A 17,974-nucleotide genomic window follows, 5' to 3' on the forward strand; every position below is an offset into this window, starting at 1 on the left:
GGGAATGAGTGGGCTTGTCAGCGGGGGTGGCGGGGGCGCTCTGGATCGGCGCGGGCAGCGGACGGCGGTGCATCCTGCTGCGCCTTCCGCAACTGCCGGCGCGGGCGAGCGGTGGCCGGGGCGGCTGGCCTGCCGGTGCTCGTCTGCGCTGCGCGCAGGGTGAGCTGGGCTTCCTCGGCTTCCTCCGCTGCTTGGCGCAGAGCACGCTCGGCGGCGGTCCCCTCGGTGCCGGCCGGGGCGACCGGCTCCAGGTAGTACGCGCTGACCTGGGTCAGGTGCAGTGCCCGGGCCAGGTGGACCTGGGTGAGGGACAGGCGGGCGGCTGCGCGCTGGAATGCTCCGCGGGCGGCGGGTTCCAGGGCGTCGCTCTGCACGTCCCGGTGCTCGATGCGGTCGTCGAGGTGCCGTCCGATGGCCTGGACGTCGGCGAGCAGCGCCATGATGCTCCGCGGCGGCGGGTGGCCGCCGGCGGCCACCCGCCGTGCGAGGTCAGCGACGACGTCGGCCAGTTGCCGTGGGCTCGGCAGGTCGCGTGTGGGACGCGGGTGGGGAATGGGTGTCCTCCTTGGCGCCGTGCGGAGGGGCGCGGCGCCCGTCAGCGGCGGGGGCGGCGGCCGGGCGGCGCGGTGCCGAGGTGGCCGCCGGGCCAGGTGGCACCGCGCGCTCGACCTGGATCCGGTCGGCGGCGGCGCGAAGGTGGCTGAGCAGCCGTTCGGCGTCGCCGAGCACGAAGCTCACGGGGCGGCCCGGGGCTGCGGCGAGGGCGCGCAGCTGCTCCGCGCAGTCCTGGGTGGTCCGCAGCACGGAGGCGATGACCACGCGCTCGGCCCAGTAGCCGGGATCACCGGGCAGTGGGTCGCTGACCAACGTCCAGACCTGAGCGAGGTCCACATCGGGTACGGGCGGGGAGCCGGCGCGGGCCTGCCACAGCACGGTGAGCGCATCGATGGGTTGGGCCCGCTCGGACAGGTCGACCATCGCCTCGTACACCACCCGGTGCAGCGGGCCGGCGAAGTCGCCGGGCAGCAATTGGCCTGCCAGCGACGGCAGCGCGCGCGGCTGCGCCATCAGGACGCCGAGCAGCGTCGCCTCCTCAGCCAGCGCCTGCTCGGCCACGGGGGCCGTGCTGGGCTTCGGCGTCGTCCAGGTCGCGGCACATGCCGGGGTCTGGACGTCGGCGGTGGCGGCGGACCAGACGGCGAAGCAGCGTTCCACCGTGCGCTGCAGCGCGGGAACCAGCTCGACGACGTCGGCGTGGTGGCCCGCGGCGGCGCTGTTCGCGAGCCGCGTGGCGTGCTCGGTCACTTCGCGCCGCACTGCCGAGTCCAGCACCAGGGCCGCGTAGGCGCGGGCGTGGGCGGCGTGGGGGCACGAGGCGATCAGTGTGTGGCCGTAGCTGGGGGTGAAGCCGCGCACTGAGCGGGCCTGGTCGATGGTGCCCATCGCCCACTCGGTCCGGTCCGCCGCGGAGGCACCGGGCGTGGTTGCCGGGTGCCCGGCGCGCTGGCGGGCCAGCAGCAGGCCGAACAGCTCGCCGTGGACCGGCCGGTAGAAGTGTCCCGGGTGGAGCCAGGAACCCACCATCTCAACGGCGGGGGCGTTGAGCAGCAGCGCGCCCAGCAGCGCCTGCTCGGCCATGAGTTCAGGCGAGGCGGAGGTGCTCACGGTTGCCATCGCCGTCAGACCCCCGGGGGTCGATGGGACTTCACGCGCTCCAACTGGTGCATTGCGTCGGTGTGGGCGTCGAGGCGGTCGGTGAGGGAGGACCGCTCCAGCCAGACCCGGCGCCGGCCGAGGGTGTACCAGCGACCGGTGGCCCGGACGGGCGGAGCGGGAAGCAGATCGCTGAGGGGCGAAGTCGAGGGCTTACGAGGACGAAGGAACGACAGCTGGTTCTCCACTCATGGGCGCGGCCAACGCGTCGGTCGGCCGACATCAGGGGTTCGCGGCAGGTCAGCGGGTGCGACGATCGGCGGTTGCACCCGGGCCGGGAAGACAGGCTGGAGCCACTCCCGGGTTGCCGCGTGCGGCGGTTCGGCGACGTCAGCGCGACTGCTCGTACAGCCAGTGCTGGCCGTCGACGGGGTGCAGGCTGCGAGAGGACGCGCTCATCGGGGGCGCCGCGCAGACTCCTGGGCGGCTGGAGGGTGTCCAGCGAGGCTCGCTTGCTGGGCGCCGGTGGGCCGAGGTGCCACGGGAATGCCGGTAGTGCTGGTGGCAGCCGTGCTACGGCGACCACTTACCGGGGTGATGGTGGAGTCCTGGACGTCGCCGAAGACCACGTCGTCGAGGACGAAGCCGCCGCCCAGCGGCACATCGACCTGTGTCTGGACGCCCTCCATCTCACGGACCTGCTGCCAGGCGTCGTCCTCGTCGACTGCGTGCACGGTGAAGAGGAGCGTCGCGTCCTGGGCGACGTGGAAGTTCCGCTTTCGGCTCGGCTCTGCGGGTGAGGTGCCGCGCGGCAGGCTGTCAAGGGGGACTTCGGTCGGCGCCAGCCGGAAGAGGTCGTAGCTGATGCCGTTGAGCCTGCCGCTGATGTAGTTCATCTGATCCGACAGCTTCCGGAGCTTGTGAGCGGCCTTGGCGCCCCCGGGGATCTCATCGGCACGCTGAGCGGCGGCTTCGAGGAAGTCGTGCAGGCCGACTGCGGCGCCGTTGTCGTCGGTACCGACGAGGTCCAGGACCGCGGCAAGATCACCTGCGCTCTCCGCATGCAGCAGCAACTCAGTCCACGGTCCCAGGGAACGGCCCGAATCGCCGGGCAGCCTGCTCAGGCCGGCGCGGTCGCGCACGGCTGACTCGTGCTGGCGTGCCACGTCTTCGTCGGTGGGTTCGCCGGTGTTGTAGGAGTGGATCTGGGCGGTGGTTCGGCCGGCGTTGTCGTAGAGCTCGAAGTCGGGATGGGTCACGGGTTGTCTCCTGGGAAAACGGGTCGGTCACGGCGGGGGTGCCGACACTCCGGTCGCCGGCCACGGGGATCAGGGCGAGCGTTTGGCGGGAGTCGGCCGGGCGGCGGCAACACCGGTGCCTTGGGCCACGAGCCCGGTCCAGTCCGCCAGGCCCGGGAGCATGTCCGAGGCGGCGGCAGCGGCAGCGGCGCGGGGAGAGGGAGCCGGTGCCGCCTTGGCGAGGCTGCTCGGGCTGTGGAGATCCGCGAGGTAGGCGGCGACCTTCTCCTCCCACTTCTTGTTGAGGATCGCCCCGCCGACCACGCGCGCCACTTCGGTGGGGCAGGCGACGTCGGCGAGCTGCTGGCAGGCGGAGGAGCGCGAGCCCGTCCAGGGGTGGTCGACCGGCATCGCCACCGTGATGGCTGCCTCCGGCACCGTGTACTTCCTGTCCTTATCGCTCGCCCAGTACCAGCCGCGGATCTTGCTGGTCGTGCCCGGTGCGGTGCGGTCGGCGGAGAACTCGTTGCCGCCGCTGGTCTTGCGGTTGCCGCGGGTGTTGACGCGTACGCCCTCGGGCCAGCCCAGCGCACCGGCGAGTGTGCGCGGGGGAACGGGCTCGGAGGGGTTCATCGCGGCAAGGTTCACGAAGTGGTGTCTCCCGGCCACCAGGTACGCACGGCGTCGGTGGGCAGCCACGCCCACGTCGGCGGCGTCCAGCCGCTCGTACTGCGCCGAGCACCAGTCCGCGCACTGCAGCTCTATTGCGATCTCTTCCAGCACCCGCTCGGGCAGTGCAGCGGACTGCTCCATCGCCAGCCAGCGGAGGTTGTCGTACCGGGCGGTGAGTGCGAGGGACCAGATCACGGTTTCGGCGATCAGGCCGATGCGATCGTCGCTCATCTGTGGGATGAGCGAGCGCGCCTCCTCGAAGCTGATCAGGGGTCCGGTGAAGCCTCCGTACTGGTCCCAGTCGGGGTCGCTGCAGATCCCGCAGCTGTCGGGGTCCCCGCACTCGCCGCTGTCGTGGTAGTGCCCGAACGTTGCCTCGCAGGCGAGATCGAAGGTGTCCATGAGCAGGTCGAGGTTGTTGTGCTGATGCCCCTCGCGCTTGCCGGCAGGCGACCAGACCTGGCACGGGGCCGAGACCATCAGGCCCTCGACGTACCGAAGCGCTGGATGGACAGGGTCCAGGCTGCGGACGTCGCAGACGATCCGCTGGTGCCCGGCGGCGACCGCGGTGGCGGCTGCGTCCCAGGCCAGCTCGACGCCGACGATGTCGAACGCGGACCCGCCTTCGTCCAGGATGCGCAGGCCGGTCTCCCAGCCCCCCGCTCCTGCGAAGAGGTTGACGATCCGCTGTGGATCGCCGGGCTTTGGCGGGAACAGCCACGTCACCGGCCAGGGGTGGGCCAGGGCGACGAGTTCGTCGTGGGTCCACGGACCCATCGGGGTATCCTGGTCCGGCCATAGGTCGCCGGCGGTCGACAGCCGGGGTCGGAACTCGTGCGGCGGGACGTCGGGGTACCTGTAGGTCGCTGCTGAGGGCACTCCGGGCGAGCAGTCCGGAGCCGGGTCGGGGTCAGGCTGCATCGCCGCGGCAGGACCAGGGGGAGCATCCGCCCGGCTCTTCCTCATCGAGCAGTTGGAGGGCGTCGACCTGCCGTCCGGCCCATTCGCGAGAGGACACTCGGTCGATGGGTGCCTGGTCCAGCGGCACTCGCGACCGGTGCAGGAATGCCTGGCCCAGCAATGGGTTCCCGCCTGCATTCGCTCTGGCGTTGCCGGCCCGGATCGCAGCGTCGAAGGCCACGACGTCGGCCCACTCCTCCGGGGAGTTGTCACGCAACTCGCGCCACTGGCCGTTGCCGTGGAACGGGCAGCCCAGGCAGCTGCTCTTGGGCGTTGAGCCGAATCCGTGCTCTGTCAGCAGTCGGACGCAGTCCTCGCGGGTCATGTCGAGGTCCAGGAGCGGGAAGGTGTTCTGCATGTACCGCACGTCGGCGCTCTTGGCTCGGTGGAACTCGTCCACGGAGATGCCGATCCACTGCTCGACGAACACGCCCTTGGGGATGCGCGCCGGATACGGGTACCCCAGCAGTGCCCTGACCTGTGCTTTGATCGGCTTGATCTTGTACTCGCCGGTGCACTGGCGCCTGGTCATGCCGTCGCCGCCGTCGGGGTTCTTGATGTACAGCGGCATGCTGGCGAACCGGTGGCCGGGATCGAGCGCGTCGGCACGGATGTTGCCCGAGGAGACCCGCAGCAACGGGATTCCCGCAGGCGCGGCGATCTCGCGCTCTATTCGGTCCAAATGGGTATAGACCGCGGCGGGTTCCCAGCCAGTGTCCGAGAAGACCGCGTAGTCGAGCCGCGGCAGCGTCCCAAGTGCCGACAGGAGCAGGAGAGTTGTGGACTGCACGCCGGCCCCGAGGCTGAGTGTGCGCAGCGCCGGCTGGGCCGCCTCGGGTTCCGCGGCGGGGAAGTTGCGGCTGGTCACGGCAGCCACCCCGCCTCGGTGTCCAGAGGAAGGGACCTCTGGTGTCCCAGGCGCGGTGCTGGGGGCGCCTTGGCCAGCGCGCGTTCGGTGATCGCGGCGGTCTGGCGGGCGGAGGCGGCGCCGATCTCGTCCGCGCCCGGCTCCCGGTACCAGGGCCGCAGGTTCAGCAGCGTGGGCCGGATTCCGGTGGCCAGCAGCAGCGCGCTGCCCTTGGGCAGGGCGCGGATGGCGTCGGCCGGCAGGATCCGTTCCTGCCTCATGGAGGTGGAGGAGGAGCGCCCGGATTCGCTGGTGGAGTGCGAGACGGTCTCGACGTCGTGCTCGCCCACCAGGCGGCTGAGTCTGTCCGCGAAGTCGGCGTCGTCGATGCCGCTGCCGACCAGCTTGATGGTGCTGGCCGACCACATGGCGTCCATGCCGGCCTCGCCCCAGCACTTCTGTCCCTGCCGGTAGGACTGCAGGATGGTGATGGGGATGACGCCGCGGCTGCCCAGGTGGGAGTACAAGTCCGGCAAGTCCGAGATCTTGCAGACGTTGGCGGCCTCGTCCAGGATCGCGAGGCACGGCGGGTCGAGTCGGCCGCCGTCGCGTTCGGCCTGGACGACGGCTGTACGCATGACCGCGTCGGCAGCGGCGGCGATCAACGCGCTGGCGCTGCCTCCGCCGTCCTTGGACAGCAGGAACAGGGTGTCGCGGGAGGTGGCGAAGCTGGCGGGACGGAACTCGGGCAGGTGCGGCTGAGGGCTGACCCAGGCGGCGATCTGCGGGTCGAGCAGGCAGCTGGCGTACTGCCGCGCCGTCTCGAAGATCCCGTCCCTGGTTTCGACGGCGCCCGAGACCGTGCCCTGGAGCTGGTCGGCCACGGCGAGCAGCCCGGCGCCCTTGAGCAGGTCGATGGGGGTGCGGTCGGCGGGCTGCGCCAGCCACGCCAGGACGTCGGTGATCGGCCGCCCGTCCCGGGCCGCGGCGAGGAACAAGGCGGTGAGGGTGTTCGCGGCGGCCGTGCTCCAGAAGTCGCCGGCGTTGCCGTCGTCCACGCTGGCGGCGACGAAGTGCCCGGCCAGCCTCCTGGCCCCGCCCAGGTCCTGGGCGTCGGCGAGGATGTCCCACCACATCGCCTGCGGAGCGTGGGCGATCTGCTGAGGGTCCATCGTCCACACCTGGCCGACCCGGGCGCGGGCCTCCAGGGATGCGGTGTAGGCGTCCCTGGCGGCCTTGTTGCTGGTCAGGAGGACGGGGCCGGGGGCGCGCAGGATGGCTGGGATGGCCAGGCTGGTCGTCTTGCCCGAGCGCGGCGCCATGATCGCCAGCAGCACGTCCTCCCACGAGGAGCGGACCTCGGTGCGCCCTGCGAGGGAGCCGAGGAGGACGCCGGTGTCGTCCGGGGCGATGTGCTTGCGCTTGGCCAGGCTTGGGCGCAGGTCCCGGGCCCGGGTGGTCATTTGTGCAGGGAGCAGTCCGGCGAGTTCGCGCCGTCCGGCCAGTCCCGACGAGGGAGAGCGGTGGCTTAGCCACAGCCGCAGCCCCACTGCGCCGAGGGCCAGCACCAGGACGGCCGGCAGGATTCGGGCGGTGAGAAGGAGCGTGGCGGGAGCGAGGCGGGGCCACAGCTGGTCGGGGTGAAGGGCAGCGGTGACCGGGGCGAAGGCGGCGGTCTTGGTGCCGGTCAGCCACGCGGTGGCGTTGCCGGTCGCCCAGGCGGCGGAGCCGTAGGCGGTCAGGAGGGCTGCGGCGCCGATCAGCGCGGCCAGGGCGGCGTCGGTGCCGGGCGTGGGGGAGGAGGAGGAAGGGGAGGAACGTTTCTGCAAGTGGGGCCTTCGGGCAGGGCGGAGCCCGATCGGGCTCCGGGTGCCGGGCCCGCGGGCGGGGAAGGGCGAAGAGGGGGAGGCGCGATGGCCGGCACTGTGGCGCGGCGGGCGCGGGGGAAGCCCTGGTTAGGGGCGATGCGCGCGGGCGATGCCCGCTGGGGCGCTGGTGGTCGCCGCGACGGCGACCGGTCCGCCGCGGCGCGGCAGGCTTGTCGAGCGGGTGGTTGCGGCCCGAGCCGGGGCGCCCGCTGCTTCGGGTTGCCACGGGCTGTGGGGCAGGCGGCTGCCCGGACGGGGGCGGATCGTGACGCCGCCGTGGGGGAAGGAACGGTCCGACAGCTCGGCTGCTGCCACAGCCACCTGGGCGTTGAGGTCGCGGTACTGCTCGGCGAGGCGGGCGAGCAGTGCGGGGAGGGCGGCGAGTTCCCCGGGGAGGATGCGATGTGCCTCGGTGAGCCAGTCGGCGGAGGTCTCAAGGGCCTCGGCCGCCAGCTCCAGCACTCCGGTGTCGGAGTCGGCCAGGCGATAGAGGACTTCTCCGACCTCGTCGGGTGTGACCGAGCAGTGGACGGCGTCCGCCAGCGCGGTCACAGCCGAGTCCAGTTGCTGGCGTTCGGAGTGCGGATCCGTTTCGGTGTGATGGGCGATGTCCGGGACGATGTGGGTGACGTATCCGCTGTGACGGAGCATCCGTTCGGCACGAAGGGTTCGCCGCTGCGTCTCCTCGCCGGACAGGCCGTGCAGTTCCAGCGCGTGCTCATCGTTGGCGCTGTACTGCCGGAACCCGGCTCGGCGCAGCACGGCGTTCGCCAGTGGCTCGGTGTTCCCGGTGACCGTGACGCGCAGGCCGCGGTCGGTGATGGTGCGGTAGAGGGTGATGTAGCCGGAGGGTTCCAGGACTGCTCCTGCCTGTTGGACTGGTCAGCGGTGGCTGTAGGGCGCGGTGACCTGGTGGGCACCTGCGGCGGGTCCTTGCGGGTGGGGACCGGTTCCTTGGACGACGGGCCCGGCGCCGGTGGCGGGGAAGGTGGGGGAACCGACGGTGGCGGCCTGGGCGCGGTCGAACTCGTTCTCGGTGGGTTGAACGGCCTGGCCGAGTTCGGCGACGTCCAGAGCGGAGAGGGTGAGGGCGTTGCTGGCTGCCAGGAGTTGCGAGGCCAGCGCCTGCCGGCGGGGCAGCTGCGTGCGGTAGACGGCGAGCCCCGCCTCCCGGACGAGCCGGGCCAGGGCGTGGGCTGGACCGGGGACGAGGAAGAGTTGGTGGAGGGTGTCCGCGACTTCTTGCGGGTCCTCGCTCTCGGCCAGCAGCTCGGCGATGCTCTCGAAGGCGGCGGTCGCTCGTGCTGCCGCTGCGCCGACGGCACTGTGGCGAAGGGCGCTCATCGGCGCCGGCCGGTGGGTGTTGCTGCCACGGACAGTGCGGAGGCGCGGGACGACGGCCCGTGCCGCCGGTCGAACAGCTGGCAGACGGCCAGGGCCAGGGGCCGGGAGGCAGCGGTCTCGTGCACCTGACCCCGGGCCGTCATCAGGGTTGCCACGATGCGCGCTTCATAGGCGCTGACGCGGATCAGGGCCCAGCGGCACACCTCGGGCTCGCCCGCCGGGGCGATGCCGGTGGCGTGCAGGACGTCACGGCAGGTCAAGGTGAAGCGGGAGTCCGGTACGGACGGACCACCGGGGTCGGCCCGAAGCGCGCACTGCCATACCAGCCGGGCCGCCCGGTGGCCGGGCTGCCGAAGGGCGAACCGGCGCAGGTGCTGGTCGAGTTCGAGACCGAGCCGGTCCGCATCGAGGGCCCCGGTGCCGATGTCCTGGTTCCAGGAGTCGAGCAGCCGCACAGGGGCGGTGCCGGGCCTGCGGCCGGTCTCGATGCCGTGCAGGACGTCGCGGGTCCGGCTGTGGCGTGAGATGTAGGGCTGGATCATCGAGGGCCCCCGGGTACCGTGCTGCCGTGCTCGGCGTAGCGGGCAAGGCGGGCGCCGAGGTCGTTGAGCCCGGCGACGAGGCCGGGGTGGTGGCCGGTGGTGTGCACTAGGCTGTGCAGCGGCTGGCCGGTCAGGCCGTGTCGCCGCTTGTAGTGGCAGTTGGACCGGCCGGCGTCCAGGAGGCGCAGTCTCTGGGCGGAGGCGTAGGCCACCGACTCGCACAGAAGCCAGGTGTAGGTGTGCAGTTCGCGCTGGCGGGTCAGGTCGATCCCGGCTGTCCACAGGGAGAGACGGTCCCTGTGGACGAAGGAGAGGAACCCGCCGACCAGGTCGTTGCCGTGGACGGCGGCCAGCAAGATCGCGCCGGGCACCTGGGCCAGCGGGGAGAACATGCGGGTGTTGTAGAGCGCCGTGCCGTGCTTGTCGGCCGTCTCGGTGACCAGGCGGTTGAAGGCGGGCAACGCGGCCAGCATCTCCCGGCCGCGCAGCGGCACCAGCTGCAGACCGGCCTCGGTGCCGCGGCGGTGCTGGCGCAGCATGTCCCGCGCGGCATGCCGGTTGGCGAAGGAGTCGGCGAAGCCGCGCAGACCGGTGTCGTCCACAGGGGCGGTGAACGCCAGGTCGGTGAAGACCGCGGCGTCGGCCGGGCGGGCCTGCTGCCACACGTCGATCTGGGCCGGGCTGACGTTGGGGATGACCAGAGCGCTGGCACCTAGGTCCCGGGCGAGGACGCGGCCGTGGTGGAGGGTCGAGGCAGCGCTCTGCGCGGTGGCGCCCCCGGCGCCGCCGTACTCGGCGTACAGGGTGCCGGCGACCAGGACCGGTGAGGGCCAGTCCAGTTGGGTCTGCGCGTCCAGCAGGAGGCGGTCGTAGAAGGGGCTGCTGGCGACCAGGTTGAACGCGACGGTCTGGGCGGATTCGTCCAGGTGCAGGTAGTGGCGGGCCAGGATGCGCTCGGGAGAGGCCGCCTCCCAGGCCGCGGCGAACTGGTTGCTGTGCCAGGGCAGTGCTGCGCGCACGGGCGGCAGGTCGCTGGCCCGCTCGAACCAGCGGACGGAGGTGGTCGTCATCGCGCGGCACCCACCGGAGTGTCGGCCGCATCGACCTGCAGGTCGAGGGCCTCGATCAACGCGGCGGCGGTGGTGTCGACCTGCTCCAGGTGCTCGCTGGTGTACAGGATGCTGCCGGCCAGACTGAGGGAGCCGAAGCCGCCGGGGGTGCGCGCACCGGCCTCCAGGTGTAGATCGACGGACAGGACGCCGTCCACGGCGGCCAGCTGTTCGGGCTGGGCGAAGGAGCGCACGATGCCGCCGGCCGGGGCCGCGATGTTCAGCGTGGTCAGGATCGGCGCATCGGTGCGGGGCCGGATGTTGGGGCGCTGGCCCACGGCGAGCTGGGCGATGGCCGTGCGGATGTCCAGTCCGTGCTGGCGTCCGTACATCTGCCACAGGCCGCCGCCGCCGGGGCGGTGTCCTGCCTCGCCGAAGTACCAGCCGTCGGCGGTGTGCAGGATCTCGCAGTGCACCACCCCGGTGTCGGAGCCCAGGATCGCGGATGCCTGCAGCGCCAGGGCGACGGCCTTCTGAGCCTCGGCGTCCCCGGGGGGCAGGGCGGTGTCCCACTGGTGCTGGTCCAGGGCGGTGATCAGGGGGGCGCTGTAGAGCGCGGGGAACGCGCCCAAGAGTTCGCCGCGGAACAGGTAGAGGTCGACGGCGTACTCCCGGATGACGGGCAGGTACTCCTCTACGAGGAAGGCGGGCAACTCGTGCAGGCTCAGCAGCAGTTCGCCGGCGTCGAAGCGGCCGGTGCTGTCGCTGGGCTTGCGGTCGAAGGCGCCCTCGGCGATCAGCTCGTGGAGGTGGTTCTCGTCGCGGACGACGAAGGTGCTGATGGTGCCCGCACCCCGGGGGGGCTTGACCACCACGGGCCAGCCGAACTCCGCTGCCGCCAGCGGGACCTGCTCGGCTCGACGCAGCAGGCGGTGCCGGGCGACGGAGACGCCGGCGAACTCCAGCGCCGTCTTGGCGAGGTCCTTGTCGGTGTGCAGCAGCGCCGCCTTGACCGGCAGCCCGGGAAGGCCGAGGCGTTCACGAAGCCGGGCGCACACGACGATGGCTTGCTCGTCGATGGTGACGACGCGCTGCACGCCGTTGGGCAGCTCCTCGACGATGCGGGCCAGTTCCGCGACATCGGTCCAGCTGTCGATGCCCAGGACGGCCGCAGCCCCCGGGGTGGAGCGGCGGCGGTCGGCGACCATGGGCGAGGGGACCAGGAGGCTGACGGTGTGGCCCAGTTCGAGGAGGGTCTGCTCCAAGAGCGGGTTGCCGCTGCTGGCTACCAGGACGTGCATAGGGTGGGTTCTCCGGGGTGCAGGTGGAAGAAGGGGGGAGGCAAAGGGGGGGTCAGCGTCTGCGTCGGTTGGTCGCCGAGGGGTCCGTGGGGGCGCTGCCCGGTGCCGGGTCGAGGGCGGCCCGACCAGGGCCCACGGGACGGTGGCCGCGCGGGCCTGCGGGGGCGGGCGCGGGCTTGGAGAACACCGCCAGGGCGTCCACCTTCTGCTGCTGCTGCTCCTCGGTGACGGGCTCGTTCGCCAACATCGCGACCAGGACCGCGTGCGAGGCCCGCACTGTGCAACCGAGCATTCCCAGCACCACGGTGGCCCGCTGCATGCGGGCGAGCACCTCAGGGAGAGGAAGCCGCTGAGCTGCCACGTGCAGCTTCGCGTAGGGGTCGTATTGGAAGCCGGTGTGGCGCAGGACCGACGGCACGACGTGCCGGGCATCTTGGGTGAAGTCGGTGGCGACGATCCCCAGAGTTGGATGGCGGTCGAAGACGAGATCGAGGTGACGGTCGGCAGGCACGCTGGGCTCCTGGGATGACGTGGCAGCGGGTGCTGCCTGCATCTCCAAGGTGGCGGTGGCGGGGTTTCCGGGCCCGGAAACCCTAACTGTGCTAGGCACCTCGACCGGGTTGCGGCGGAGCGCTCAAGAGGAGGTCTGACCAGCGCAAACGCTGCACTGGAGCGACAGCGGCGGGCCGCTGGCCGAGCCGAGGAATCGGCGGAACTGGTGCCGCGGGCGTCAGGCCCGTCCGGACTTTCTGGATTCGGTGGCGTCGTTCCCCGGAGCGGGTTGCGCTGCGGGGCCGGCCGGTTCCCGGCGCAGCAGCGCGGTGCTGGCCGGGGAACGCAGTCGGGCCGCGCGGGCCCGGTCGGCCGAGGAAGCCGATGGCCGGGCCAGGGCACGCACCTGGGCGGGCAGCGCTCGGCCGCCCGCTTCGACGGCGAACTCGAACAGCTCCGTGGAGACCTCGTCGAGCGAGTCGTACACGGCGGCGAAGCGGGCCTGCCCCTGCACAGGTTCGAGGTCGCGCACGCATTCGGCGGCGGCCTGGATGACCTCTTGGACGCGGACCAGCAGGCCCGTGTCCGTATTGAGGACCTGGTGCAGGATGTCCGCGGCCTCCTGCGGTGAGGGGGCCGACTGCAGCGCCTCCGTGAGGTGGATCAGCGCGAGTTCCGCCTCGCTCAGGTCATCGACGGTGCTGGGGGTGTCGGCACTCACCGGCTGGCCCCTTCCTGCCCTGCTCGGGCGACGTGTCCCGGGGTGCGGGTCAGTACGGGTTCTCGGTCGTCTTGTCGGCGTCGGTGGCGGCGTCGAGGAGTTCGGGCAGGTCGGCGGCATCGGCCTCGCGCTGGTCGATCCACCAGGAGGCCCGGTCGAGGCCGCGGGCCTGGTCCTCGATGCTCTGCCACTGCTCCTCGGACAGGTCGCCCTCGATCACCAGGGCGGTGTACGCGTCGGAGACGAGCTGGTGGCGCACGCGCTCGCCCCAGGGGACCGCCTTGGCCGGGCCGTCCAGGGGCGGCATGGCGTACTGCTCCGCCCAGGCTGAGGCATCGGCCTGCTCTTGGGCCCGCTTGGCGACCAGCCACGCGGCGCGCTCGGACTGGTCGGTTTCGCGGTCCCGGCGCCAGCAGTCCGTGCACTGGCGGCTGCTGAGCCACCGGGCGAACCCGGCCCTGCGGTCTGCGGGCCGGTCGGACAGGTCGGTAGAGACTTCGTGTCCGCACGAGTGCGTGACATCGAAGACGGTCTGCACGGTCAAGCAGTCCTCCTGGATCAGCGGTGCGCCGCGTAGGCGAGGCGGGGGTCGGTGGGCGTGACGGCGGCGCGTTCCTCGGTGATGGCCTGCCGGGTCACGCCCTGGAGCAGCGTGCTGGTGGCGAGAGCCGCCCGGGCGCGAGGGCCGGGCGTGCGGGCGGTCCGGGTGCGGGGCGCGACCTGTGCCGAGATGCTCGTCAGGTCGCGGCTGACGCCGTCCAGCGCGGTGCTCGCCTGGTTGAGGGCAGCAGTGAGCTGGGGGAAGTCGATGCGGGCCGGGTCACCCTGCAGCTGGGCGGTGACGGCGTCGAGCAGCCGCTTGAGCGCGGTCAGGGTGGTGGAGCGCGCAGCCAGACCTGCAAGCAGCTTCTCGTCGCCGGAGCTATTTCCCCGGGCGGAGGGCGACTTCGAGGCGGGAGCAGCACTCTCTGCGGGGACCGGGGCGGCGTCCTGGGTATCGGGGGCTGCGCGACCGCGGTCCAGGGCCTCGGTCAGGGCGACCGCGTAGGGGTTGGTGGAGGTGTACTGGGCAGCGTTCTCCGGCTTCGGCTCGAAGAGGAGGTCGCTGACGACGTGCCAGCCGGCCGACCGCAGGCTCGCGACCGCCTCGCTCGCGCGGGCGACCGTGTCGCGTTCGGGCTCGCTCAGGGCTAGTAGGTCGTCGGTGACCGGCTCGAATCCCGCGTTGAGCAGCTGGGCGGCCACGTCCGGATCGTGGCGGGGGTTGGTGGCGATCACGCCCAGTTCGTGGTGGCGTCCGACGGCGACGTCGTGCTTGGGGGCCGGGCGGCCGGTCACCACGAGCGGGTGCTGGCCGGCCGCCGCGGCGATGGGAGAGGGTGGCGCGGTGTAGTCGAAGGCGGGGTCGGCGTCGACGGTCAGCCCCAGACCGCGAAGTCCGGCCACCGTCTGCCGCATGTGCAGGTATGCGCTGCCGTCCGGGGTGCCGGTGAACGCGAAGTCGTGGGTGCCGGGGATCGGGACGAACCCTCGGTCGGCTAGCATCCGGCGGGCCTGGTAGCTGGCGCCGTCCAGGCCGCTGGCGCGGGCGCCGAACTGCGGGTCGCGGCTGATCGTGATCGTCTGCGGGTCTATGACTGGGCTCCTTGGGTCGCGGGTCGGGCTCAGCGGCGCGGGGCGGACGCGCTGTGGTCGGTCCGGACCGGTGCCGTGCTCTGCAGGACGGGGCCGTTGGCCAGGCGGCTGACCGAGGAGCTGCGGGCCGCGGAGGCGCGCGGGCTGGCCTGCGCGGGGGCCGCTACCGGCAGGGCGGTGCGCAGTTCGGCGAGGTGGCGCTGCGCCTGGGAGAGGCCGGTGGACAGCTGGCCGATGTCGTGGGAGAGGTCGCCGAGGAGCGCGGTCAGCGGCAGCCGGTCCTCCGGCGGCAGCTCGGCGCACCAGTCGGTGACGGTGGCCAGCAGCCGGTCGAGCTGCGGGAGCGCGCCGACCTTGGCGTCCAGGGCGACGCCGAGGACGTCCGCGATGTCGCGAGTGTCGGCCAGGTCGGCGACGTTGCCGCGCTCGGTGGCCAGGTCGTCGGCCGCCTCCGACAGGGACGCCATCGTGTCGGGGGCGGCGGTCAGCCCCTGGGCGAAGACGCTGTATCCCATGGCCTGGAGTGCGCGGGTGGCACGGGCGGCAGAGGACAGGGCCTCGGCATCGGTCGTGCCGTCCGGCGCGAGGTAGACGTCGCGCAGCGGACGGCCGTCGTAGCGCCAGCCGAGCCGCTGCAGGGTCTGGGCCGGCAGTCCGACGGTGCTGTCCTCACCGGCGACGGCGGCGACCAGGCCCTCGTGGGGGTGGCGGGCGAAGGCGACATCGGGGGCCCCGATGCTCAGTTCTGCCGTGCGGGTGTCGGGGTCCTCGATGCCGATGTCCGCGGCGCTGAGGTAGTACGCGGCTTGGGCAGCGCGCTGAACGGCGTCAGGGCCGCTGAGCCGGAAGACGTCGGCCTCCTCGGTCGCGACGAATCCGGCACCGGTCAGGATCGCCATCGCTCCGCTGGGCAGCGCCGGGCCGGTGGTGACGGTGACGTGGTCCGGCGCCGCCTGGAAAGTGACGAAGTGGCCGGGGTATGTGGTGTCGGGCAAGGGCGTACTCCTGGGCAGGGGGATGGGGATGGCCAACGCGCCTCCGGTTCTCGGCAGCGCCGAGACGGGTCAGCGGTGAGGGCCGGAATCCGGGCGGTGTGTCCGCTGGGCCGGGGGAAGAGGTTGAGCTGGCCGCTGAGGCGCGGAATGGGCGAGCCGGCTCGCGGCGGTGGCGGCTCTGGTCCGCGCCGCGGTAGGCGGCCGTGTCTCGCGCAGGATGAACAGCCGGAAGTCCTGGCGGGCCTGGCCGGCGAAGGACTCGTGGATGTCCCCGGTGATCCACACCGAGGCGGTGGGGATCTCGTGGCGCAACTCCAGGTAGTGCCTGGGGCGGGTGCGCTCGGAGGCGAGCAGCCACTCTTCGTCACCCAGGGTCCGCCGGGCCTCCACCCGAAGGTCGCCGCTGGCCAGGAGACGGGTCAGCTCCGGCGTTCCGGTGCGCAGCGTGCGCGTGGCGGCTTCTGCGCTGGCGGCCTCGGCGGTCGACTCGGCGTCCGGGAAGGGTTCCTGGGAGTTCAGCCAGGCGTAGTGGCGCCCCACGTCGGCCGAACGCTGCTGTGGCGCGTGCCAGTTGCGCACCATCAGTCCTGCGGCGATGAACAGGTTGACGGCCTGGGCAGCCGCCGCGACCTGGTCGCGCTCGTGCCGGGAGGGGTGCAGGCGCCAGGCGCCTGTGGATGAGGTGTAGTGGAAGCCGGTCTCGCCGAGGACCTTGCCGACAAGGAGGCGGTCGCGGGGGACCTGAACCCACTCGCCGTCGTCGAAGTTCCAGCCGAAGGTGGCGACAGTCCTGCTCTGGACGCCGGTCCGCGGAGTCACCGGCACGGCGCGGCGGCTGCGGACGGTGCAGCGGTGGTGGCGGCGGCAGCGGGCCGCTGGCGCATCTCCTCGATCCGGGCCAGCAGGTCCTCCTCGGCCTGGTCGCGGGCGGTCGCTGCGTCCTCCAGGACCTCCAGCTGGGTGGCAAGATCCGCCAGCAGGTCCGCGTCGACGCGGCGCTGGCGGTCCGCGCAGATCAGAAGACGAACCCGCTCGAAGGCCGTGGCCGTCTCGGCCTTGGTCAGCGTCCGGTGAGCGTCGAGGACGCGGGCCGCGGCGGCGGTGAGGCGGGCCTCCTGGGCGTGCAGGGCGGCGACGCTGACTCCGAGGGCGGCCTCGACTCGGGAGTCCAGGCGGGTGAGAGAAGTAGACAAGACGGCCTCCGTAGGGCGGTTCAGGGACAGAGGGGGAGTTCGTGGGCGGGAAATGGGGACTGACGACGTCACCGCGGTGGGGCAGCCCGCGTGGCTGCCGTCGGGGCTGCGCTGACCGGGGCGGCGGCCTGCGGCTGCCCCGAGGCCGTTCGCGCGGGAAGAACGGGCGACAGGGCCAGCGCGGCGGAGCGACGCGGGCCGACCAGCGGCGGCCGGGAGGCATAGCCGCACGACTCCCAGGCCGCGAGGGCGGTCGCCAGATCGAGATGCCGGCCGATTCCGTAGTGGGGGCGCCGCCCGCCCGAGCTCTCGGTGTAGAAGGTGGCTGCTTCGCCGGTGGCGGGGTAGTAGCCGAGCAACTCCCGGCTGTAGGGCGCATCATGGGCGGCGAGGACCACCAGGTGGCCGTTGTAGATGTCGGCGGTGACCAGGTCGGACCACGCGGACTTGCCGGACGCGGTGTGCGCGGGGGCCTGCTCGATCCATGAGGGACGGTTCTCTGCGCGGGCACGCTGCTCGGCTTCGCTGTAGATCCGGGTGACCCCGTAGTCGGCACCGGTGAGCAGGTCGACGGCGTCCCGCAGCTGCCGCACGGCGGTTGAGGCGGAGGTGTTGCGGCGCGGCCGGTGCAGGTCGAGAGCGTCGTCGCGCACGAAGCCGGCCTGCTCCAGGTATCGTGCGCTGCGCCGGTCGGCTGCCGCTGCGACCAGCAGGTCCAGGTCGGGCCGGTGACCTGTGGTGATGATGAGCGGGCTGGGGATGGGCTGGAACTCCTTGTGTGCGTAGGGGGCAGCTGGCGATGAAGGTGCGGGTGCAGAGGCGTCGGTGAGGGCGTCCTCCAAGAGCGTCGCCCTCACCGAGAGCGGCTGGCCTTGTTGATCGGCAGGGCGTCACCAGTGGCGGCGCGGGCAACTCCGGCTTGAGCGGAGACGTCCGCGGTGCGGGTGGTGGCTGCTGCGCGGCGTTCGGAGTGCTGGCAGGAGGCAGCCGGGAAGGCGCCAGCCGAGTCGGCCTCGGGCTCGCCGCATTCCTCGGGAAGGGCGTGCCCGGCGAGGTCGAAGTTGATCGCGACCAACCGTTCAGGCGGATTGTCGGTGGCCTCGGCGCCCGCACCGAAGAGTGCCCAGCACTGGCTCCGCTGCCCGTCCGCGCGAGTGCCGGAGCCGTGAAGGATCAGCCGCCAGTTGGCGGTTTCGGCCGGAGGCTCTCCCGTGCCGACCGCCGGGTCGAGCAAGGACACCTCGGCGGCATACCTTCGGGTGCCGTCGAAGAGGGGCGCCAGATCGTGCTGGTAGCGGATCACTGCGCCGCGCAGCCAGGCGAAGGCGGTGAAGTCGCCGTCGCGGAGACCGGAGTAGTCGAAGCGCGCCTCAAAGACACGCTCATGATCGGAAATCAGAGAGCTCTCCAGGGATGTAAGTTGGAGCCGCGCCGCACATCCACGGGGCGTCAGCGGCACCGGAC

Annotated in this window: 20 protein-coding genes; all 20 read right to left on the reverse strand. The window is 72.3% G+C overall.

What is annotated here, in order from left to right:
- Positions 1–17: 17 nt before the first annotated feature.
- The 20 genes from ABH940_RS27665 to ABH940_RS27760 all read right to left on the reverse strand — a co-directional run bounded on the left by ABH940_RS27665 (position 18) and on the right by ABH940_RS27760 (position 17,969).
- Complete coding sequence (locus ABH940_RS27665; RefSeq protein ID WP_370106478.1) at positions 18–440, reverse strand: hypothetical protein; 423 nt, start codon at positions 438–440, stop codon at positions 18–20.
- Between the two features lie 49 nt (positions 441–489).
- Complete coding sequence (locus ABH940_RS27670) at positions 490–1,674, reverse strand: DnaB-like helicase N-terminal domain-containing protein (RefSeq protein ID WP_370106479.1); 1,185 nt, start codon at positions 1,672–1,674, stop codon at positions 490–492.
- Positions 1,675–2,108: 434 nt separating this feature from the next.
- Complete coding sequence (locus ABH940_RS27675; RefSeq protein ID WP_370106480.1) at positions 2,109–2,912, reverse strand: hypothetical protein; 804 nt, start codon at positions 2,910–2,912, stop codon at positions 2,109–2,111.
- 69 nt (positions 2,913–2,981) lie between these two features.
- A complete protein-coding gene (locus ABH940_RS27680) occupies positions 2,982–4,340 on the reverse strand; it encodes a DNA cytosine methyltransferase (protein WP_370106481.1) in 1,359 nt (452 codons plus the stop codon).
- Positions 4,341–4,473: 133 nt separating this feature from the next.
- On the reverse strand, positions 4,474–5,313 hold the full coding sequence (locus ABH940_RS27685) for a hypothetical protein (RefSeq protein ID WP_370106535.1): 840 nt from the start codon (positions 5,311–5,313) through the stop codon (positions 4,474–4,476).
- 74 nt (positions 5,314–5,387) lie between these two features.
- Positions 5,388–7,199: a type IV secretory system conjugative DNA transfer family protein gene (locus ABH940_RS27690; protein WP_370106482.1), complete on the reverse strand. Its 1,812-nt coding sequence runs from the start codon at positions 7,197–7,199 to the stop codon at positions 5,388–5,390.
- 126 nt (positions 7,200–7,325) lie between these two features.
- The gene (locus ABH940_RS27695; protein ID WP_370106483.1) at positions 7,326–8,000 is read right to left on the reverse strand and encodes a hypothetical protein; all 675 of its coding nucleotides are present in this window, start codon (positions 7,998–8,000) and stop codon (positions 7,326–7,328) included.
- A gap of 120 nt (positions 8,001–8,120) precedes the next feature.
- Positions 8,121–8,582, reverse strand: coding sequence for a hypothetical protein (locus tag ABH940_RS27700; protein WP_370106484.1), 462 nt, complete (start codon positions 8,580–8,582; stop codon positions 8,121–8,123).
- Complete coding sequence (locus ABH940_RS27705; RefSeq protein WP_370106485.1) at positions 8,579–9,124, reverse strand: hypothetical protein; 546 nt, start codon at positions 9,122–9,124, stop codon at positions 8,579–8,581. The genes ABH940_RS27700 and ABH940_RS27705 overlap by 4 nt, the downstream gene beginning before the upstream one ends.
- The gene (locus ABH940_RS27710) at positions 9,121–10,194 is read right to left on the reverse strand and encodes a GNAT family N-acetyltransferase (protein WP_370106486.1); all 1,074 of its coding nucleotides are present in this window, start codon (positions 10,192–10,194) and stop codon (positions 9,121–9,123) included. Before ABH940_RS27710 ends, ABH940_RS27705 begins: the two co-directional genes overlap by 4 nt.
- On the reverse strand, positions 10,191–11,474 hold the full coding sequence (locus tag ABH940_RS27715; protein WP_370106487.1) for an acetyl-CoA carboxylase biotin carboxylase subunit family protein: 1,284 nt from the start codon (positions 11,472–11,474) through the stop codon (positions 10,191–10,193). Before ABH940_RS27715 ends, ABH940_RS27710 begins: the two co-directional genes overlap by 4 nt.
- Positions 11,475–11,526: 52 nt before the next feature.
- The gene (locus ABH940_RS27720; RefSeq protein WP_370106488.1) at positions 11,527–11,985 is read right to left on the reverse strand and encodes a hypothetical protein; all 459 of its coding nucleotides are present in this window, start codon (positions 11,983–11,985) and stop codon (positions 11,527–11,529) included.
- 219 nt (positions 11,986–12,204) lie between these two features.
- A complete protein-coding gene (locus ABH940_RS27725) occupies positions 12,205–12,687 on the reverse strand; it encodes a hypothetical protein (RefSeq protein WP_370106489.1) in 483 nt (160 codons plus the stop codon).
- Positions 12,688–12,736: 49 nt separating this feature from the next.
- On the reverse strand, positions 12,737–13,225 hold the full coding sequence (locus tag ABH940_RS27730; protein WP_370106536.1) for a hypothetical protein: 489 nt from the start codon (positions 13,223–13,225) through the stop codon (positions 12,737–12,739).
- Between the two features lie 20 nt (positions 13,226–13,245).
- Complete coding sequence (locus tag ABH940_RS27735; RefSeq protein ID WP_370106490.1) at positions 13,246–14,232, reverse strand: hypothetical protein; 987 nt, start codon at positions 14,230–14,232, stop codon at positions 13,246–13,248.
- 119 nt (positions 14,233–14,351) lie between these two features.
- Complete coding sequence (locus tag ABH940_RS27740; RefSeq protein ID WP_370106491.1) at positions 14,352–15,317, reverse strand: hypothetical protein; 966 nt, start codon at positions 15,315–15,317, stop codon at positions 14,352–14,354.
- Between the two features lie 69 nt (positions 15,318–15,386).
- Positions 15,387–16,142 (reverse strand): hypothetical protein, encoded by a 756-nt coding sequence (locus ABH940_RS27745; protein WP_370106492.1) that lies wholly within the window; start codon positions 16,140–16,142, stop codon positions 15,387–15,389.
- Positions 16,133–16,510, reverse strand: coding sequence for a hypothetical protein (locus tag ABH940_RS27750; RefSeq protein WP_370106493.1), 378 nt, complete (start codon positions 16,508–16,510; stop codon positions 16,133–16,135). Before ABH940_RS27750 ends, ABH940_RS27745 begins: the two co-directional genes overlap by 10 nt.
- A gap of 68 nt (positions 16,511–16,578) precedes the next feature.
- Positions 16,579–17,367, reverse strand: a complete 789-nt coding sequence (locus ABH940_RS27755; RefSeq protein ID WP_370106494.1) for a hypothetical protein — start codon at positions 17,365–17,367, stop codon at positions 16,579–16,581.
- Positions 17,364–17,969: a hypothetical protein gene (locus tag ABH940_RS27760; RefSeq protein WP_370106495.1), complete on the reverse strand. Its 606-nt coding sequence runs from the start codon at positions 17,967–17,969 to the stop codon at positions 17,364–17,366. Before ABH940_RS27760 ends, ABH940_RS27755 begins: the two co-directional genes overlap by 4 nt.
- Positions 17,970–17,974 lie beyond the last annotated feature (5 nt).

The sequence above is a fragment of the Streptacidiphilus sp. BW17 genome (genome assembly GCF_041262485.1).
GTDB lineage: Bacteria > Actinomycetota > Actinomycetes > Streptomycetales > Streptomycetaceae > Streptacidiphilus.